Origin of the sequence: Colwellia sp. 12G3 (assembly GCF_002836775.1) — a bacterium.
In the GTDB taxonomy this organism is placed as follows: domain Bacteria; phylum Pseudomonadota; class Gammaproteobacteria; order Enterobacterales; family Alteromonadaceae; genus Colwellia.
The window spans coordinates 396234-416325 of the sequence record NZ_PJAQ01000066.1 but is presented as its reverse complement, the minus strand read 5'-3'; the positions used below and the strand labels follow the sequence as shown (position 1 = coordinate 416325).

The window sequence follows — 20092 nt, the reverse complement described above, 5'->3', positions numbered from 1 at the left end:
ATGAGTGTAATTGATGTTACGCTCTTATCCCATAAACATAACTACATTCAGGCAAGGTATACTGCTCATCTACCGGTTTTAGTTCAATAATTTCTATCTTACCAACCACATCTGACTCTATATTTTTGTGTACTTCATAATAGAAACGCCACGCTTTATTCAACGAGATCAACTCAATATATGGGTAACTTGTGATCTGCCAATTGCCTTTTAGTTGCTCATTTTCATTGTAAGTATTATTTGAGTATAAGAATTGATAAGTTGCATCACTATTTAACCTAAGTTTTATCGAACGTTGACATTTTTTACTTACATATTCATTGGCAAGGTCTTGCGTTGTGACTTGATCATTTTTCACCAGCCCATCAGGCAGTAAAAGCAAACCAACGCTATTTTGTGCGTAATAGTGATTACCAGAAAAAAGAGGCTTTACACTAGAAACAACCCAACCCGATTTATCAAGTGAGTTGATTAAAATATTTATACTATTTTCACCTTCTACAAAGGGAGAATAGAGTAATGTCGATTGCTCAATGTCGTCAGGAAAAACAAGCGTATTAGCGATAACATCAAAGCCTAACGCCTCTAAATCCTGCGTGACTCCTTGAGTTTCCTCTGCTGATAAATAACGCGTATAAAGATGAACTTTTGTTGATGAACATGCCAAAATAAAAAAGCACATTAGTACAACAGATATAATCTTCATTTTTTACAATCCTTAATATCCAAAAAATAACCGCAGATAAAATAACCGCAGATAAAATAACAATTGACAGTGATGATTACAAGTGTAATCTATAGGTATTGATTACATGTGTAATAGTTTATTTTTCTGGAAGTAATATGACTGAAATAAGTAATGCCGAATTTGAAGTATTAGAAGCACTATGGCAAAACTACCCTGCTAGCGCTAACGATATAATTGCCAAACTTAATGAAAGCAGCGATGGTGCTGATGATAAAAATCAAGACAAGCAATGGCATGATAAAACCGTAAAAACATTACTCAACCGTTTAGTAAAAAAACAGGCGCTAAGCTTTGAAAAGCAACAACGCCATTACTTATACACTCCCTTATTAGAACGTGAAGCCTATACATTAAAGGAGAGTAAAAGTTTAATCGAGCGTATGTTTAGCGGAAAAGTAGCCCCTTTAGTCGCGGGCTTTGCCAAGCAAAATGACCTTAATAAAGACGATATAAATGCACTGAAATCATTAATTTCTGACTGGGAGAAAAATAATGATTAGCGCGTTAGTGAATTCATTACTGCCATTAACTATTTTATTATCAATAATGTTAGTTATTCGCCGACCGTTAAGAAATAGTATTGATGCCAATACTGTTTATAACTTATGGCTCATTATCCCTTTGAGTTTAATGCTTTATTTTATTCCCTTACCTTGGCAGCATTTAAGTGAATTAAGCATAAATGAACTAACCACTGTTGAGTCACAAAATAGTTTAATGCAACGTTTCTTAGTTTCACCAAGCCAAAGCATTACTCAAGAATTATCATTAGATAACCTACTAGGTTTCTGGCTAAGTAGTACATGGTTACTAGGGTTTACCTTACTTATTAGCTACTGGAGTTTAACGCAATATAACTACCGTAAAGCGTTAAAACTGGAAGTTCTAATTGATAGTAAATATCAGCAACAATTAGTCGAAAGTAATGCACATAAATTAATGATTGCACAAAGTAGCCATATACATAGCCCGATACTCATTGGGTTATTCCAACAGATTTTAGTTATTCCTGAGGACTTTGAAACACTTTATACCCATGAGCAGCAACAGCTGATCATCAGTCATGAAGTCTGTCATTTTTCTCAGCACCATATGTGGACGAACCAACTAGCGCTTTTGCTCTTAGCGCTATTTTGGTTCAATCCGCTAGCTTGGCGTGCTTATGCGGCATTTCGTCAAGATCAAGAGCATTCCTGTGACCAAGTTGTTTTGGCGCAAAAGCATACTCAATCCAGGATCCAATACTGTAAAGCACTGGTATTAGCGGCGGAAACATCGCCACCCAACGCTTTTACTTTACTTAGTTTCAAGCAAAACGGAGAACAACACTTTATGTTTAATCGAATAGAACAAATAAAACATATGTCAAAAGGCTTATCGGCAAAAAACACCATGGCTAAAGTAGCTAAAATAAGCTTAGTTACCTTGATATCAAGTTCATTATTGGTTGGCGTAAGTTACGCAGGCAGCCAAGTGATGCAAGATAAAAAGGCTGAGGCTCATAAAGAAGAAAAAGTCCATGCTTACCCAACCCAAAGGATAGAGCCTAAGTATCCTGTTGCAGCAGCTGAGGCAGGTACCGAAGGTTCGGTGGTATTAAAATTTGATGTTGAAGCCGACGGCTCAGTTAGCCATATCGAAGTTGTTAATGCTAAACCCGCTTATGTTTTTGATAAAAGTGCTGTTAGAGCATTAAAACAATGGCGTTATAAAGAAACAGGTAAGGTATCTAAAAACTTATTAGTACAATTAGATTATCTAATGGGTCCATCATCAAAAAAATTAGAATCATTGATTGAGCGTATCGAGGTAAGTCAATAACCCCAAATATCAGACTCGTAACCTATTAAATATATAAAAAATAACAATATAAACAGTTAAAAAACCAACGTATTTAACCTGTAAGGCTTACCCAGCTTTACAGGTTTTTTATTGCCTCTTTTCGACAGGACCCCGCCTTACCCAAACAAACGGATATACAATATACCGAACTTACTTCATAGTAAGCTTATCTAATACCACTTGCTGGTAACGTATAAAAATCGGACGTTTTATTGCTCCGATTGGTATAACACCAAGCTCAACTAAGAAGAGTAAGAAGAAGTACAATGCCATTATTTAGAAATACATCGTTTGCATTAATACTTGTGACCTTAATACTATATCCACTCCTTGCCTCAGCAACGACGAGTAATACCAGTAATGTCATTGACAGAGCAGGTACGCCAAAACAGCATAAAGAATACGATAAATACCAAAACCAACGCTTTAACCCACTGTTTGATTTAGGCGCTTGGCACGGCTTCTTATTACCTGAGAAACAAAACACCTACGCCGCCTTTACTGGCCCGATGATTATTGCTCAAGAATACAGCTTATTTATTGCTGAAAAATTAGATCAATTAACAATTACTGATTTAGCCAACAAACAGGTTTTAGACTTATCACTGGCGAAAATTAACCGCATTTCAAAACCAGGTGAACTACAGCAAACGTTTACCTTTGAAAAATTTACCCTTGAGTTAAACTTACACTTTGTCAGTAGCAGAACAGCTATGATTGAAACAAAATTTATCAACCTCAGTAATGACAAGCTTGCTTTTGCACTCACCTGGCAAGGTGAATTACTAGAAAAATGGGATGATAAAAAAACAGTAAAACAAGCCCTACCTCAGTGGCATAGAAGTTTAACTGCAAATACTAACGGTATTATATTTCATTTTAGTGAAGTACGTAATACCTGGAATATCCTCACCAGCAAGAGTGCCCAATATCAAATAACCCGCTCATTACCAACTAAAACAACGATTAATCAACCGCAACATAACTACCAAAGCACGGCGACTATCAGTATTGCTAAAAATGATAGTACCAGCATTTATAGCACGCAAAGTTACTTTCATAACCAAGCCGAAGCAGATGCCGAGCAAGATTTTATCAAAGAGGCCTTAGTAAAGCCTAAGGTAAAAATATTGGCAACCAAGCGCCGCTGGCAACAGTATTTAGAAAAAGGTATGGCAACAGGTAAAGACAGTCGAAAACGCAGCCCTGCACAAAATAAAGTTGCCATCAAAGCCATTGAAACACTTAATGGTAATTGGCGCAGCCCTGCGGGAAAATTAACTCACGATGGTGTTACCCCCTCAGTTACTGCTCGATGGTTTAATGGTGTTTGGGCTTGGGATAGTTGGAAACATGCTTATGCCATGGCGCACTTCAATTCTGATATTGCCAAAGAAAATATCCGCGCTATGTTTGCCTATCAAATTAAAGCTAATGATGCCATCAGACCACAAGATGAGGGCATGATTATAGATGCAATATTTTATAATCAAGATGAAGCACGCGGTGGTGATGGTGGTAACTGGAACGAACGAAACACTAAACCGCCGTTAGCAAGTTGGGCTGTGTGGGAGATATATAAAGCCACAAAAGATGTTAGCTTCATCGAAGAAATGTTGCCTAAATTACAGCGTTATCATCAATGGTGGTATCGCAATAGAGATCATAATCAAAACGGTTTAGTTGAGTATGGCGCAACTAAACATCGCTACCATAATGACGTACAAGGCAATATCAGCTTTAAAGTACGTTATTTAAAGGCGCCGAGTAATGCCGCCATTGACTTAAAAATGTGTCAGAGCGTAGAGAAAAGTTGGTATGTCTGCTCAGGTATTTCTTTATATCAACACATCATCGCCAGTAGTGATTATGACGATATAGATATTGGTGCTCAACACGGTACTGCTTGGGAATCAGGCATGGATAATGCGGCAAGGTTTGGCTTTATCAATGCTGAGCAGTTGAGTGATTTTGCTGATAAAAACTATCAAGGTGACTTAACTAAAGCCCGTAAAGACTGGCAAGTGATGTTCTACCAGAACACCAATAGCTCGGGTGATTTACTGGGTTTTTCAATCAATCAAGAATCGGTAGAGCTGAATACCTACCTTGCTCATGAAAAAACATTACTGGCTAACATGGCCGAACTACTGCAACAAAAACAGCTAGCGGCAAGTTATCGACAAGCAGCCAAGGACTTATCAAAACGTATTAATCAGTGCTTTTTCGATGAAGAGAGTGGATTTTTCTATGACAGAAGTTTTACCCTTTCTAAGGCAAAAAGTAATATAAAAGGCGTTCAAGAAAATGAGCAAGCTGATCAACATGATTGTATAGGCACCTTGTTAACTGCACGTGGCAGAGGACCAGAAGGTTGGAGTCCATTATGGGCTAACATTGCCGACGTAGATAAAGCCGAGCGCGTCAAAAACGTTATGTTAAAAAGTAATGAATTTAATACCACTATTCCTCTTGGTACCGCGGCCTTAACTAACCCCGCTTATGATGCTGACATTTATTGGCGCGGTAGAGTTTGGTTAGACCAAGTCTATTTTGGTTTAATCGCCCTTGATAATTATGGTTATCATCAAGAAGCTAAAACCTTAGCAGAAAAGTTATTTAATAATGCCGAAGGTTTGAGCGAAAATGGTTCTATTAGAGAGAACTACAACCCTGAGACAGGCGCAGTACAAGGTGCGACAAACTTTAGTTGGAGCGCTGCGCATTTGTTGATGTTGTATCGGGAGTTTTTAGCTGAGTAAAATAGTTTTTTAATGATCTAAATATCCAATAACATCGTTGCTCAATTAAGCGCCTTGTTATTCGAAATTTGTGCTATTTAAAACTTAGCTACTAATAAATATTTTGATCATCACAACTAATGAGAGAATCGAATATATTAGTTAGGTTTTTTGACTATTTCTAATCTTGAGAGCTAGCTTCCGTATGCTCTCTCATACCATCAACCAACCTAAATTATCGCTCGAATTCATTCAGATTCACGCTCACTTTGAGCCTGAATCGAGATAGATTAAATGACAAGTTTGCTGATTGGGTACATAAAAACGTCCCCAATGTTTACATCAGCTTTATGAACGGAGCGCTGACCTAAACGTCTTAATTTTTTGATGCTTTGGGGTACAAAGAGAGATACAAAACATGAATATTAACTACTAATATAGGACGATTTAATAGAGGACGATTTAATATGAGACGATTTAACAATATATTAAAGATATTTGGGTACGATACTTTGTAACCTATCCTATTCATTGTTCTATCAACATCATCCGGGTTTATAAAGTCAATAATAGGGGTGGTGAGTAACTCTTCTTCTTTATATCCTAATGCCCGACTAAATGATGGATTCACCGTTTGAAAATATCTCGCTTTGTTAAGCACACACAGCATATCAATAGAGAGTTTGAAGAATTACTCAGAGATGTTATTTTGCATTAATTAGCATAGCTATAGTTCTATGTAAGATAATCAGGTAATAGTAATAAAAGAGACATGTTCAGTTTTTTATTGACGTTTATATCGAAGGCCTTTTTTGCTCGATAAATCCCTCAATAGTTTTTTGTAAAAGCGTAAAGTCTAGTGGTTTCCCAAAGCAAGTTTCAGCCCCTAATTCGACTATCCTTTTCACATTGTCATCTGTTAGCAAACCTGTCATTGCAATCACTATAATATTTGCTGTCGATGGTGCGCTTTTAATGCGGTGGCAAATAGAAAATCCATTAATACCAGCCATCATTAAATCGAGCATCACCAAGTCAGGCTTAAAAGTATGGAGTAGATCACCTGCATCAAAAGGACTGTACGCTATTTTTATTTTAGTCTGAGGGAAAAGGCTTTGTAAAAATTGCGTAAGCATATCAGCAAACTCTTTATCATCCTCAATGATCAAAATAGAGAAATCATTTTTAGTGTTTGAACTAGGTTGGGACATCAAGGATAAGATATCGCTTTTGTCGAATCGTCTATGTCCACCGGGAGTCGTAATAAAAGGCAAGCGACCAATTTGAGCCCAATGACGAATAGTCGTTGGTGCAACATGCAGTAGTTTTGCCGCTTCTGATGGTGTTAAAAGTGATTTATCACTTATATTCAATTCAATTATCCTTATGAAATCAAGTTATTCCTAATATAACAGTAAATGACTCGTACATATTGGTCGTAATTCAATTTAACTTGATTTATATCATATTTATATAATATGCTCGTTATATAAAGTTGTTTTTGTCGTTTTTGTCGTTTTGTTTCGTTCAGTGAGGTACTGTGCCACACAAGTGTAAACTCCTGTACTAGAAAATAATGATGATAAGCTCAATTAACTGATGACTACATAAATATCGAAACAGTTATGTTCCTATTCAAACTAGAGAAAACATATATGATTTATGAAGAACATTTGAAAAAAAGTATAATAGAAAATAGTGATAAGCCTCTTGTTACTTATCCTTTCTATGAAAAGTTAATACTAGATAATGACAAAGTTTCCATAGTCACCTATGAAAATAAAAATAATATCAGAATAGGGGAAGCTCTACATAAAGTATGTAGTGGTTAAGTGATTTTTGTCACTCATTTGAAATAACTAACTCGCTTGGGGCAAAGCGAGATAGATCATAATGTTTATTCAAATAGGTATGTTACCTATTACTCATATTTCACTAGTGATATATATTCACAGCAATGATACTATCAAAATATTTCAAGGTAATACCTCTACCTGGGATCATCAACGCTCTATGCATAAAATGCATAATATTTATGTAATCTATTAATTTGCAGTAAATTTTTATGTGATTAAACTGAGAGCATTAAAATGTCGAGGTTAGAAGCCTGCGTAAATAATTTAATAGAATTAAAGGATGAATAATGAAGAGATTAGTTTTAGCAACAGCAATCAGCATGAGTTTATTATCACTTTCAGCAACAGCTGTAAATACAGTAACAACCTTAGATGAGTTTTTCGCTAGCGACGGAGTTGTAGTCACTGAAGATAACTATCCAACGCTTGAAACCTCACGTCAATTAGTTAAAATTCAAGATAAAGTAGGTGTTAATAAGTTTGACCATAAACGTTTGTTAACGCCAACTGACCAACAGCCCGTAGTTCGTATGAACCGTGATACATACTATTCATTCTCATTAGTTGATGTGTCTAAAGGTGCCTATGTCACTTTACCTGAAGTACCTGAACTTCCAGGAGGTACCTACATGTCGTTAGAAGTGGTCACAGAAGATCACCGCGTTCAACCAATGACATACGGCCCAGGTACCTATAATTTAATCGCTCATAAAGGGGAACATGTATATGCACTTGTTCGCCTAGATGCAAGATTTTCTGCCGAAGAAGCGAACAAGTTACAAGATAAAATGTCAATTACCGCCAAATCAAATAAGGTATTTGATACGGTGCAGGTAGATAAAGAATCTTTCCATGCGGTAGAGAATAGTTTGAAAGCACAAGTACCAAGCTTATTGAAAACTAACCCTGCTGAGTTTACGTTTGGTATGTTTACTGCGCCAACCGATGCTTCAAAAGAATTATTTGTGAAGAAAAAATATGCCGTTGGTGCGGCTATTGGTTGGGGTGGAGCACAATCAGTTGATAATATCTATGAGATATCAGGTAACTTCCCAATGGATAAATGTCATCAAGCAACATTTGAAGATCCAAAAGATAAAGCGTTTTGGTCTTTCACTGTGTATGACAAAAAAGGTTTCATGTTTAAAGACCTGGCTAACGTCAGCTCTAATACCGCAAAACCTAACAAAGATGGTACGTATACAATCAGCTTAGGTTGTGGTGAAGATGCGATAAACAACATCGAAACTGATAATGATACCGGTGTTTTCAACCTCGCTGTACGTCACTACATCCCATCGGATAGAGTACGTATAGATGGTTACCGTTTATTACCTTTTGTTAAAGCTCAGTAGCTTTTTAACAAAAAAATTTAGCAGTTAGCAAATTACGCTAAATTTATTTTCTAAAATGAAGGTCTATTGCAGACCTTTATTTTTGTGTGATATTCCTCCGTTTTATTGGGGGAATATCACCATTACCGCGGGGCGGTTTAGTTCTTTGTGGTGGTAGTTAACCTTTGAATTTTGGAAAAAAGCATCTGCTATTAGCTACCTTTACTTTTTAGTGATATATGAAGTTTCTCATGGTTTTATCACGATATTTGAGGTGAAATATTCGATTACTCTATATTTACTTTTCAACAACCCTTTAAAACTCAGTGCAATAATTATCATAATCGTTGGATAGCCACAAACTCTTTATAGCTTTCTCTAAGATTAACTTAAGCTATGTCCAATTAACTCTAAATCTATACAGTTAAGGTGATTTTTCCTACCGCTTTACCCGAAGTAAGATGATCGTGCGCTCTTGCTACTTCCCAGATTGAGAAATTGCTTTCATCAATAATAGGCGTGATTTTACCTGCATCTACTAAGGTGGCAATCTCAGTCAAAATGCGACCATGTGAAGCATGGTTAATACCGTGGCATAATGGAATAAGCATCAAAATACTGTGGAATGATAAACTTTTAAGGGCAATTTGTAATGGGTCAGCAATAGGAAGAATAGTCGCTACGTGGCCGTTAAACTTAACCGCTTCAAATGATTTTTCAATGTTATCACCCCCAACCGTATCAAAGACTTTATCAAAACCAACACCATCAGTGTAAGCCTGCACATAGTCTGCAACTGACTCAGTCTTATAGTCAACTAAGTTATCTGCACCTAGCGTTTTTGCAAGCTCTACATTAGCGGGTGAATATGTTGCAGTGACATTAGCACCCAATACTTTCGCTAACTGAACAGCAATATGACCAACACCACCGGTAGCGCCATGAATAAGTACATTGTCACCTATCTGCACATTCATTTTTTCAACCAGTGCTTCATAAGAAGTGATGGCTACTAATGGCAATGCCGCGGCTTGTTTCATCGTTAGCGTTTTAGGCTTGTTAGCCATTAATCTCGCATCAACCAACATAAACTCAGCTAATGCACCATCAACGCCGTTAATACCACCAGCCATGCCATATACTTCATCACCCACATTAAAATCTGTAACGCCTGTACCAATTTCAGTAACAATACCTGCAACATCACCGTGAAGTATTTCAGGTAAATTCGCTGACCAAGGTAATTCAATGGAGCGCAGCATAGTATCAATTGGGTTGACACTGCTTGCCTTCACTTTTACTACCATATGACCTGCTTTAGCTTCTGGCTTTGCTCTTTCTGCAAGTTGGAAAACGTCAGTAGTACCAATTTCTTTAATGATCATTGCTTTCATCCATTTCTCTCTTTATTTGACTCTTTAGTTGCGTAGTTGTTTGTGTCGTTATTTGCTTACTTGTGTACTTGTGTACTGATGAACAGGCTTGCTCGTTTCAATGTGGCTATTCTATCCATTGCCAATTGAACAAACCACAACCTAACTAGCAAATCACATTTGCTTTTTAGACAATGCAAAGTTAGAGTGATCACAAGTTAAATAATCCTATGAGCCATGATGAGTTCACTAAATCGCCTACTGTATTTCAACAGTGTGGTCGAAACCGGTAGTATTTCAGCTACCAGTAGAATTTTTGATGTACAGCCCTCTTCTATTTCAAGACAACTTGCCGTGCTTGAGCAAGAGCTTGGCGTACGTCTGTTAAATAAAACCACCCGAAATACTGGCTTAACGGAAGCTGGCCTTAAGTATTATGAATACTCTCAACGTATTGTCTCTGAGTTTGATGAAGCGAAAAGAGTCGTCAATGACTTGCAAGAAGTGCCTAAAGGTAAGCTTAATATAAGCATGACAGTGGGCTTTGGCGAAAGTGTGGTACTGCCACTGATTGCTAAGTTTATGTCGCTGTATCCAAAAATTGATATTGAACTGGAGTTAACCGAGCGGGTTGTTGATCTTGTCGAAGAAAATATCGATGTTGCCATTCGTAGCGGTCGTTTACCCGATTCTACAATGATAGCAAGGCAACTGGCGTTAAATAATTTTTTATTATGCGCAAGCCCTCATTACCTTACCCGCCATGGTACTCCTCACAGCCCCGCAGAGTTAAAAGATCATCAATGTATTCGCTATAACTATGCTCGCTGGAAAGATTGGTTTTTAATGGCTGAAGAGAAAACTAAACTTTCCCTCAACAAGGCAATTTCTGTTAACTCGGTTAATGGTCAGAAGCAGTTAGTACTAAATAATGCCGGGCTAGCGTTAATCCCTTTATGGGCCGTTAAAAATGAATTAGAAGATGGTAGCTTAATTCAAGTGATGCCAGATTATACTTTCAGCCCATATGAAGAGTTAAGTGCCACTTACGCCATCTACTTGAAGCGAGAGATGCTTTCACCAAAAACACGGGTTTTCTTAGACTTTTTAGTAGAGAATATCGTCAGCGTTGAAAAATAACTTATCCTATTTGAGAGTTTACCTTTGATAATTCCCGAACTTATTTTGTTTATTATTCTTGCCCTTATTATGGTCTTTTTTGCTGGCTCTATCGTATTCAGTACGGTGAAACTAGGTATTACACCTATGCCAAGCTCAAATAAAGCCTACTTTGCTATGATGCAGTTGGCTGATGAAACCGGTAATGGCACCATCATTGACTTAGGTAGTGGCTGGGGCAACTTTGTTATACGTATGGCCCAGAAATATCCGCAAAGGCAAATCGTGGGATACGAGTTATCCTATCTGCCATGGCTGACATCAACCTTACTTAAAAAAGTATTAGGCTTAAAAAACCTAACCTTGCATCGACAAGATTTTTATAAGGCAGACTTATCTGCAGCATCGGTATTAGTGTGTTATTTATTTCCCGAGGCGATGGGTAAAATCAATGATAAATTACGGTCAGACCAAGCTGACATTAACTTTCTTATAAGTAACAATTTTGCCCTGCCCTCATGGCAATCGAGTAAAACCATACGACTCGATGATTTTTACAAGTCTCCTGTTTACCTTTACAAAATTGGTAAGGATGAACTTAAGCTTTGATGTATCATGTGCCTTTAGCTAGTGAGAAATACTCTATTGAATGTCGACATAAACATTAATTTCATTCACCATATTGACAAAATATGCGCTAATACTTGGCAGAAATTAAATAGCTCATCATGCCCTTTCCTTCATTATTATTTTTTTAATGCCCTTGAAAAAAGTCAGTCGGTAAGCGCTAAACAAGGTTGGCAAGCTCATCATTTAGTGGCAACCACTCACAATGAAATAACGGCTGTTATGCCGATGTATTTGAAAAGTCACTCTTGGGGCGAATATGTTTTTGATTGGGATTGGGCTGATGCTTTTAAACGTAATGGCATAGATTATTACCCTAAATTAGTGGCAACCATTCCTTTTACCCCGGTTAGTAGTGATAAATTACTTTCTTCACAGCTGCAGATGAATGAGTTATTTGAGCCATTAATTGAGCATTGCCAACAACAAAATATAAATAGCTGGCATATTTTGTATTGCGATGAAATAAAGACGGCTTTACCTGAAGATGTTTATCAACGTAATACCGTGCAATTTCATTGGTTTAATCGTGATTATAAAACATTCGATGATTTTCTAAATACCTTCACCTCACGTAAAAGAAAAAACACGCGCAAAGAAAGACTGTCGATCATTGAGCAAGAAATTAAAATTAGACAGCTGAAAAATAATGAAATTAGCCAGCAAGACCTTGAGTTTTTTTATTTAACCTATCAACTGACCTACTTAAAACGAGGTCATCAGCCGCACTTGAATTATGAATTTTTTAAACAAATATTAGCCAATGAGTCCGACAATGTTTTATTGATTATTGCCAGTGATGCAGAAGAAGATATTGCTTGTGCACTATTTTTTTACGATGATTCTCAATTATATGGTCGATATTGGGGCTGTACTAAACCTCATAATAATTTACATTTTGAACTTTGTTATTATCGTGGCATCGAATTTTGCATTGAGAACAAACTAAAAAGCTTTAACCCAGGTACTCAAGGTGAACACAAAATTCAAAGAGGTTTCGAGCCGGTATTAACGCACTCTTACCACTGGATTAAACACCCCGCTTTTAAAATGGCCATTAAAGACTTTTGTCAACAAGAGCAAAAGCATATGCTAACCTATCAACAGCAATGTCGACAGGTATTACCTTTCAAGGAGTGATCTTTAAAGGTTATGCTTTCAAATCGTAGCTTAACTAAATTAAGAAAATATGATGAATAAACCTTTTTCCCAAGCATGTGAAAATAATAAACAACCGATTTTAAATATTTTAACAACTGTTTTTTCAAGTACTAAACATGTGTTAGAAATTGGTTCAGGTACTGGGCAACATGCCGTTTTCTTCGGCCAGCAGCTGCCCCACCTTACTTGGCAAACCAGTGATTTACCGATAAACCATTTAGGTATTAATGCATGGTTAGATGAAGCTGTTTTAGCGAATGTACAAAGACCTATTACTGTTGATTTACATAAAACTTGGCCGGTGCCTAACAATAACCTACCCGTCGATGGGCTCTATACCGCCAATACTTTACATATAATAAGTTGGCCATTAGTGGTGAAGTTTTTTGCAGCCATTGCACAAAATTTAGCAGCAGAAGCTAGCGTTTGTATTTACGGCCCCTTCAATTATAACGGGAAGTTCTCCAGCGAAAGCAATGCCAACTTTGATAGTTGGCTTAAAGAGAGAGACATAAATAGCGGTATTCGCGATATAGAAGCAATTTTATTATTGGCAAAGGCAGCAGGGCTTAATTTAATTGATGATCATCGGATGCCAGCCAACAATCGATTATTGGTTTTTTCAAAAATTTAACGTTCCCCAACATAAATCCACCTCCGCTATTTTTAAAAATTAGTGGTTTATGATCTTACCTTCTATTACTTTTCGCGCTCATAAAGTAACTACCGAGTTTGAAAAATATAGCCATTATTATTTCAAGGTAGCTAAAATTTACCCTTATAGGCAGTTCCTAATGTGAGAGTAACTTTTCATAGACAAAAAAAGCGACTTCAATATGAATTGAGGTCGCTTTTTTATTTCTCTTATTCTACTTATCGCTACTATCTAGGATTATTTAAACAATTAATTTTGTTCGTTATTTATAGCGGAGAATCGCTATTTTAATTGATAGATAGCAAAGCTTAATGGTGCTATTTCGTCCGCGTTGTCTGTGTTAACTGAACGATAAAGCAATGTCCCCTCGGCCTTAGCTGTTAATACATTGAGCTGTTGCGCATTAATCGCCGTATTGAAAACAATCAATAAATTTTGTCCTTTGCTTTCACTCGTCGCTTTCATTTGACGCGATATAGCGAAAACACCTGCTTTATCTTGTGAATAAACAACGGTCTGCTCACCAAAGCGTAACGCTGGGTATTGCTGATATAACTGCGCAAACTTAGCAAAGCTTTGATAAAAAAGATGGTTAGTATCAAAATTATCATCCGCTGTACTCTTACTTGTTGCCAGTAAATCATCATCATTATAACTAGCAACAAAAGAAGGCATCATATCTTGGCGTGATGCTTGATCACCACCATCACCCACAAAACCTTGCTCGTCACCATAATAAATAACGGGTACACCGCGACTAAAGAACATCATGGCATGTGCTAGTAAGTTACGTTGAATTTGCGCTTCTTCACTATAATGATGAGGACTTTGTTTCAGTGCATAAGCAAAGCGGCCCATGTCATGATTACCAGTAAAGTTAACTAATTGATTAGCGTTGGTGTTGCGAATAAATTTATGCTCAGTTTGATAAAAATGGTCTTTCGCAAATAATTGCGCCAATACATCAGTACCTTGCTGTTCAACCAAGGCCTTTGTCATAGCACCTTGAAAAGCAAAATCTAATACGGAAGGAATTTTAGCTTCAGTAGTAAAGCGACTCAATAATTCAGGTTCAAAACTATAAACCTCACCAAACATGAAGAAATTATCAATGCCCTGTGTTTTAGCATGAGTGATTAAAGCGGGTGAGAATTGTTGCCAAAACTCTATGTTGACATGTTTTACGGTATCAATACGAAAACCATCGGGTTTAAACTCATCAATGATATCTTTATATATATCGACCATGCCATTAACAACACTGGCTTTTTGGGTATATAAGTCATCAAGACCAGCAAAGTCACCGCGTACTGCACTTTCGCCTCGCCAAAATGAATCGCCTTGATTGTGATAAACATCCATATCATTAAGCCATGCTGGGGATTTTAATGCTTCATCACCTTTAGGAATTAATGGACTGTAATGCTTACCCTGCGCAAGTTGTGCCATTGAAATAAATGGGCAATCATTACCTTCACTTACATCAACAATCCAGCCTAAGCCGTCTTCACCGTGACATTCTTTGTACTTAATTACATCAGCGGTATGGTTAGTAATAATATCAAAAAATACTTTTATATTACGTTTGTGTGCTTGGTCTATAAAGTTTTTTAGCTCTGCGTTGCTACCAAGGTGTGGGTCAATTTCAGTAAAGTCTAAAATCCAATAACCATGATAACCTGAGGTACCTGCTTGCATAGCGCGATTACGTAATACTGGCGTTAACCAAATGGCACTTACACCCATATTATCAAGGTAAGCTAACTTGTCAGTAAGACCAGCTAAGTCACCACCGTGATACATACCCTTATGGCTTTTATCAAAACCACCGCGCGACACAGCACGTTTTTTATCATTCGCAGCCGCGCCTAAATCATTACTGGTATCACCATTGTAAAAACGGTCTGGTAAAACAAAATAAAAGACTTCGTCTTGAAAATCACGTTGTTGATAAGGTGCTAACGTTGCCGCTTTAGCTGTTAACTTAGCTTCACTTGCCTGGCTTAACGGCGATGTTACACAGGCCAAGCCTATTGCTGCTAGTACCGAACATTTACTAATAAAATTCATAACGTTTCTCTTAATGTGTTTACCGTATTGACCGAATTAACTTACTGACATAACTGACTAAGTAATTGACTAAGCAGCAATTAGAGCTTGCTATAAAAACAGCCAAAAGGGGGTAACGTTAAGGTACCATCAGCAATTGTTGCGCTTACTAGTTTATGACCAGACAACACTGTGAGGCTATCACTTGCTTGAGTCAGTGAAGATAAAGCCACTGTTTGGCTTTGCTCACTAAAATTAAAGCATACTAATAACTGCTCACCTTCGTATTGACGCACAAACGCTAATAGCGGTTCAGCGGTATCAATAAAGTTGATGTCACCATAACGTAAAGCAGGTTGCTCTTTACGCCAATGATTAAAGTGACGATAGCTATTTAGCACTGAATCAATCGCTTCATCTTGTACATCTACTGATTTATCAAAGTGCTCGTTTGCTACCGGTAACCAAGGTTTGCCTTCACTAAAGCCAGCATTAACTAAGTCATGCTGCCAAGGATGTGGCGTTCTGCAACCATCACGGCCTTTAAATTGTGGCCAAAAAGTGATGCCATATGGATCTTGAATATCTTCAAAAGCAATATCAGCTTCAGTTAAACCTAACTCTTCACCTTGATAGCTACAAACACTTCCACGTAATGACGAAATCATTGCGAAGAGCATTTTAGCAAAATCGTTACTATTAAAACCGCCCCAGCGAGTAACAACACGTTCAACATCGTGATTTGAAATAGACCAACATGGCCAGCCATCTAAAACACGTGATTCAAGGTTTTGTACTACTTGTTTAATATAACTAGCACTGAAGTTATCGGTTAATAAGTCAAAGCTGTAACCCATGTGCAAACGGTGTTCACCTTGGGTATATTCAGCCATGGTTTTCAATGAATCTTCTGAAGATATTTCACCTAAAGCAACGGTACCAGGGTACTGGTTCAGCAGAGTTCGAATATCTTCCATAAAACCGAGATTTTCATCTTGGGTATTATTGTAATAATGATACTGGTAAGCGTATGGGTTTTTCTCATCAAAGCCGATACTTGTTCTTAACTCTTTAGCCTTCGCTGGGTTATCACGTAATTGCGCATCATGATAACAAAAGTTAATCGCATCAAGGCGGAAACCATCAACACCACGTTCAAGCCAAAATTCAATATTGTCTAGCACAGCTTGACGCACATCAGGGTTATGGAAGTTCAAGTCTGGCTGACTTGTGAGAAAGTTATGTAGGTAATATTGTTGACGTCTTGGCTCCCAAGTCCAGCCTGTGCCACCAAATATAGATAACCAGTTGTTGGGTGCAGTGCCATCAGCTTTGGCATCACTCCATACGTACCAATCTGCTTTATCGTTAGTTTGATCTTCACGTGAATCAATAAACCACTGATGTTGATCAGAGGTATGACTCAACACCTGATCAATCATAATTTTAATACCAAGCGCATGCGCTTTAATGACAAGTTCATCAAAGTCCGCTAGCGTACCAAAAATAGGATCAATTTCACGATAGTCACTAATGTCATAGCCAAAATCTTTCATTGGGGATTTGAAAAAAGGCGAGATCCAAATAGCATCAACACCTAAACTAGCTATATAATCTAACTTGCTAATAATCCCTGGCAAATCGCCAATGCCATCCTGATTAGCATCATAGAAGCTACGTGGATAAATTTGATAAATTACCGCGCCACGCCACCACATTTGTTCATTCATTTGAAAACCCCAACACTGATACTTGCTTGTTTGGCGACAGTTATTATCAACTATCGTTACAGAAGCATTTAATAATTCTTTCAAATAAGAATACGCAAATAAAAACCTAGCTGAAAGGCTTTGCATACGTATGTATAACAAATCCCCAAAATTACATACGTATGTAATACTTATGCAATGAGAAGTACCCCTTGCATACGTATTCAAGATGTCGCATACCTTAGACTAAGGGTATTATCAAAAGCACTCTCGTATTCCCCCCAACCTTAAGGGTATTGTTTTGCGTTTATTCACATTTAAATACTTCAGCGTTAACTTATTAACTTATGTATTAACAAGCTTATTAGCTTGCTTAGTCATATCAACTTCATCATTGGCAAGTAATGGCAATTACCTAAACCATAAAGTAGAAGGTAATACGGTTGTTATCAAAACAAACCTCGTTGAAGTAACATTGAACGCTTATGGCGAAGGCGCAATAGCTACCCACTATCAAGATTTGAAGAAAAAACTGCCTGCCAGTCATCTGCCTTCTTTCGCCATCAAGGAACACGCGCTGAGCCGTCACTTTGTTATTAAAGAAGATAAAAATCAGCTGACCTTAACCTTGAACAAACTGAGTGCTGTAATTAACAAGGCCCCTTTTTCAATTAGTTACTACCACAAAGATAAAGACCAACAGAACAAGTTACTTATCGCTGAGGAACAAGGCTTGTTCCGCGGTGCGGTAAATGAAGTCATTGAAATTCCGCCGATAGAAGGTAGTAGCACGGCAACAAAAATCAACAAAGAATTGCCTATTCAAGGCTTTCGTTTTCATTTAGACGACACCGAAAAAATGCTTGGTGGCGGTGAACGTGTATTAGGCATGGACAGACGCGGCCATAGTTTCCCTTTATATAACCGCGCACATTACGGCTACACCACGCAATCACAACAAATGAACTTCTCGATACCGGCGGTCATGTCGAGTAATAAATACATTGTTCTATTTGATAACTCTGCCAAGGGTTATATGGATATAGCTAAAAAAGAAAAGAACATTCTCGAGTTTTCTGCTGTCGCAGGTCGTATGTCATATATCGTTTTTTCTGCAGATAGTTACCCTAAATTACTTAATAACTATGTTGATGTGACCGGTAAACAACCTTTACCACCTCGCTGGTCTTTAGGTAATTATGCGTCACGTTTTGGTTACCGCTCAGAAGCCGAAGTTAGAGCAACCGTTGATAAATTTATCGATTTAGACTTTCCTCTTGATGCACTTATCCTAGATTTATATTGGTTTGGTAAAGATATTCAAGGTCATATGGGCAATTTAGCTTGGGATAACAATGCCTTCCCTGAGCCTGAGAAAATGATCCGTGATATCAAAGATAAAGGTGTAAATACAATTTTAATCACTGAGCCTTTTATACTGAGCACATCAGGTAAGTGGCAAGATGCTGTTGAACATCAAGCATTAGCTACCGATGAACACGGCAAAGCGAAACAATTTGATTTTTATTTTGGTAATACTGGCTTAGTTGACGTCTTTAATGACAAAGGTCAGCAGTGGTTTAATAATATTTACCAGAAACTTTATCAGCAAGGCGTGACTGGTTGGTGGGGTGACTTAGGTGAGCCGGAAGTTCATCCTAGCGATACCTTGCATACGCTAAGTGATGGCAGCGTCGTAAATGCAGATGCTATTCATAATGTTTATGGTCATCAATGGGCTAAAATGGTCTTTGATAACCAAGTGAGCATGAGCCCTGATCAGCGACCATTTATTTTAATGCGTTCGGGTTTTGCCGGTTCACAGCGCTATGGCATGATCCCATGGACCGGAGATGTTAGTCGCTCTTGGGGCGGCTTAAAACCGCAAGTTGAGTTGAGCTTACAAATGAGTTTATTGGGTATGGCTTATACCCACTCTGATTTAGGCGGCTTTGCTGGTGGCGAGCAGTTTGATCAAGAGATGTATATTCGTTGGTTACAATATGGCATATTCCAGCCAATTTACCGTCCTCACGGCCAAGATAACATTGCACCAGAAGCGGTATTTCATGACAAACAAACACAAGATATTTTAAGAGAATACATCAAGTTAAGATATAAGCTGCTGCCATACAATTACACCCTCGCCTATCAAAACAGTACCACGGGCATGCCATTAATGCGCCCGCTATTCTTTGAAGAAAAAGCTGAAAAGATATCTAAATCAGGTCTTGGAGATAAAGCTGATTTGACAGTATTTGATAATGCCAGCAGTTATCTGTGGGGCGATGCCTTTTTAGTAACTCCGGTGGTATCACCTAATGTCACCTCAGTCGCAGTAAACTTACCTGCAGGTGTTTGGTTTGATTACTTCACTAGTGATAATAAACCCGCTAAAAAATATAAAGGCAATCAAACCATTAACTTGGCAACCAGTTTAGAAACGTTACCTGTGCTGGTACGTGCAGGTTCGTTTATCCCAATGGTTGATAATATTCAATCAACACAAGATTATGACGCCAGCAAATTAACCTTACATTATTATGCCGATAAATCAGTGCCCACCGCTAACTATGAAATGTATGAAGATGACGGCAAAACCTATCAAGCTATCGAAAAAGGTTTATTTGAATTACTTCAGTTTTCAGCTAAACAACAAAAACAGTTAAGTATAAGCCTTAATCGCACAGGTAAAGGTTATAAAAGCATGCCAACAGCACGTGTAATGACATTAGTTATTCATAATGTCGAACAAGCGCCAAAGAAAGTAAGCCTGAACAATAAAGTAATAAAAAACGCTATTTGGCAGAATACAGACAACACCTTAACGGTCAATTTTACTTGGCAGCATCAACCTTTAACTCTAACGATACAATAA

Annotated in this window: 15 protein-coding genes; 9 read left to right on the top strand and 6 right to left on the bottom strand. The window is 37.7% G+C overall.

Annotated elements, in window-relative coordinates; all coding sequences use genetic code 11:
• Positions 1-16 precede the first annotated feature (16 nt).
• Complete coding sequence (locus CXF71_RS16135; protein ID WP_101233964.1) at positions 17-706, bottom strand: hypothetical protein; 690 nt, start codon at positions 704-706, stop codon at positions 17-19.
• A 137-nt stretch (positions 707-843) separates the two neighbouring features.
• Between CXF71_RS16135 and CXF71_RS16130 the strand changes: the two genes are divergently transcribed.
• The 3 genes from CXF71_RS16130 (at position 844) to ygjK (ending at position 5352) form a co-directional block, all read left to right on the top strand.
• Complete coding sequence (locus CXF71_RS16130; RefSeq protein WP_101233963.1) at positions 844-1248, top strand: BlaI/MecI/CopY family transcriptional regulator; 405 nt, start codon at positions 844-846, stop codon at positions 1246-1248.
• Positions 1241-2569, top strand: a complete 1329-nt coding sequence (locus CXF71_RS16125; RefSeq protein WP_101233962.1) for a M56 family metallopeptidase — start codon at positions 1241-1243, stop codon at positions 2567-2569. The genes CXF71_RS16130 and CXF71_RS16125 overlap by 8 nt, the downstream gene beginning before the upstream one ends.
• A gap of 287 nt (positions 2570-2856) precedes the next feature.
• Positions 2857-5352, top strand: coding sequence for an alpha-glucosidase (gene ygjK, locus CXF71_RS16120; RefSeq protein WP_101233961.1), 2496 nt, complete (start codon positions 2857-2859; stop codon positions 5350-5352).
• 355 nt (positions 5353-5707) lie between these two features.
• Here ygjK and CXF71_RS16115 read toward each other — a convergent pair whose 3' ends face one another.
• Together CXF71_RS16115 and CXF71_RS16110 are read right to left on the bottom strand one after the other, a co-directional pair.
• Positions 5708-6007 (bottom strand): PAS domain-containing protein, encoded by a 300-nt coding sequence (locus CXF71_RS16115; protein ID WP_332871782.1) that lies wholly within the window; start codon positions 6005-6007, stop codon positions 5708-5710.
• Positions 6008-6125: 118 nt separating this feature from the next.
• The gene (locus CXF71_RS16110) at positions 6126-6704 is read right to left on the bottom strand and encodes a response regulator (RefSeq protein WP_101233959.1); all 579 of its coding nucleotides are present in this window, start codon (positions 6702-6704) and stop codon (positions 6126-6128) included.
• Positions 6705-7474: 770 nt separating this feature from the next.
• Here CXF71_RS16110 and CXF71_RS16100 point away from each other — a divergent pair.
• Positions 7475-8542 (top strand): DUF1254 domain-containing protein, encoded by a 1068-nt coding sequence (locus CXF71_RS16100; RefSeq protein ID WP_101233957.1) that lies wholly within the window; start codon positions 7475-7477, stop codon positions 8540-8542.
• 395 nt (positions 8543-8937) lie between these two features.
• Here the strand turns inward: CXF71_RS16100 and CXF71_RS16095 are convergent, their stop codons facing one another.
• The gene (locus CXF71_RS16095; protein WP_101233956.1) at positions 8938-9915 is read right to left on the bottom strand and encodes a zinc-dependent alcohol dehydrogenase family protein; all 978 of its coding nucleotides are present in this window, start codon (positions 9913-9915) and stop codon (positions 8938-8940) included.
• Between the two features lie 219 nt (positions 9916-10134).
• Between CXF71_RS16095 and CXF71_RS16090 the strand changes: the two genes are divergently transcribed.
• The 4 genes from CXF71_RS16090 to CXF71_RS16075 are packed head-to-tail and all read left to right on the top strand — an operon-like array spanning position 10135 to position 13435.
• The gene (locus tag CXF71_RS16090; RefSeq protein ID WP_101233955.1) at positions 10135-11034 is read left to right on the top strand and encodes a LysR family transcriptional regulator; all 900 of its coding nucleotides are present in this window, start codon (positions 10135-10137) and stop codon (positions 11032-11034) included.
• Positions 11035-11058: 24 nt separating this feature from the next.
• Entirely contained in the window at positions 11059-11622 is a 564-nt protein-coding gene (locus CXF71_RS16085) for a class I SAM-dependent methyltransferase (RefSeq protein WP_232771516.1), read from the top strand.
• Between the two features lie 36 nt (positions 11623-11658).
• Complete coding sequence (locus CXF71_RS16080; protein WP_101233954.1) at positions 11659-12780, top strand: GNAT family N-acetyltransferase; 1122 nt, start codon at positions 11659-11661, stop codon at positions 12778-12780.
• A gap of 52 nt (positions 12781-12832) precedes the next feature.
• Positions 12833-13435, top strand: coding sequence for a DUF938 domain-containing protein (locus CXF71_RS16075; RefSeq protein WP_101233953.1), 603 nt, complete (start codon positions 12833-12835; stop codon positions 13433-13435).
• Between the two features lie 303 nt (positions 13436-13738).
• Here CXF71_RS16075 and CXF71_RS16070 read toward each other — a convergent pair whose 3' ends face one another.
• Both CXF71_RS16070 and CXF71_RS16065 read right to left on the bottom strand, forming a co-directional pair.
• Positions 13739-15526 (bottom strand): alpha-amylase family glycosyl hydrolase, encoded by a 1788-nt coding sequence (locus CXF71_RS16070; protein ID WP_101233952.1) that lies wholly within the window; start codon positions 15524-15526, stop codon positions 13739-13741.
• Positions 15527-15606: 80 nt separating this feature from the next.
• Positions 15607-17235 (bottom strand): alpha-glucosidase family protein, encoded by a 1629-nt coding sequence (locus CXF71_RS16065; RefSeq protein WP_101234217.1) that lies wholly within the window; start codon positions 17233-17235, stop codon positions 15607-15609.
• A gap of 280 nt (positions 17236-17515) precedes the next feature.
• Here CXF71_RS16065 and CXF71_RS16060 point away from each other — a divergent pair, with 280 nt between their 5' ends.
• Positions 17516-20092 (top strand): TIM-barrel domain-containing protein, encoded by a 2577-nt coding sequence (locus CXF71_RS16060; RefSeq protein WP_101233951.1) that lies wholly within the window; start codon positions 17516-17518, stop codon positions 20090-20092.

Excerpts from the sequence above, each read along its gene's own strand:
- CXF71_RS16100 (WP_101233957.1), top strand. The coding sequence starts at position 7,475 with ATGAAGAGATTAGTTTTAGCAACAGCAATCAGCATGAGTTTATTATCA.
- CXF71_RS16095 (WP_101233956.1), bottom strand. The coding sequence starts at position 9,915 with ATGAAAGCAATGATCATTAAAGAAATTGGTACTACTGACGTTTTCCAA.
- CXF71_RS16090 (WP_101233955.1), top strand. The coding sequence starts at position 10,135 with ATGAGTTCACTAAATCGCCTACTGTATTTCAACAGTGTGGTCGAAACC.
- CXF71_RS16130 (WP_101233963.1), top strand. The coding sequence starts at position 844 with ATGACTGAAATAAGTAATGCCGAATTTGAAGTATTAGAAGCACTATGG.
- ygjK (WP_101233961.1), top strand. The coding sequence starts at position 2,857 with ATGCCATTATTTAGAAATACATCGTTTGCATTAATACTTGTGACCTTA.
- CXF71_RS16065 (WP_101234217.1), bottom strand. The coding sequence starts at position 17,235 with ATGAATGAACAAATGTGGTGGCGTGGCGCGGTAATTTATCAAATTTAT.
- CXF71_RS16070 (WP_101233952.1), bottom strand. The coding sequence starts at position 15,526 with ATGAATTTTATTAGTAAATGTTCGGTACTAGCAGCAATAGGCTTGGCC.
- CXF71_RS16125 (WP_101233962.1), top strand. The coding sequence starts at position 1,241 with ATGATTAGCGCGTTAGTGAATTCATTACTGCCATTAACTATTTTATTA.
- CXF71_RS16135 (WP_101233964.1), bottom strand. The coding sequence starts at position 706 with ATGAAGATTATATCTGTTGTACTAATGTGCTTTTTTATTTTGGCATGT.
- CXF71_RS16075 (WP_101233953.1), top strand. The coding sequence starts at position 12,833 with ATGAATAAACCTTTTTCCCAAGCATGTGAAAATAATAAACAACCGATT.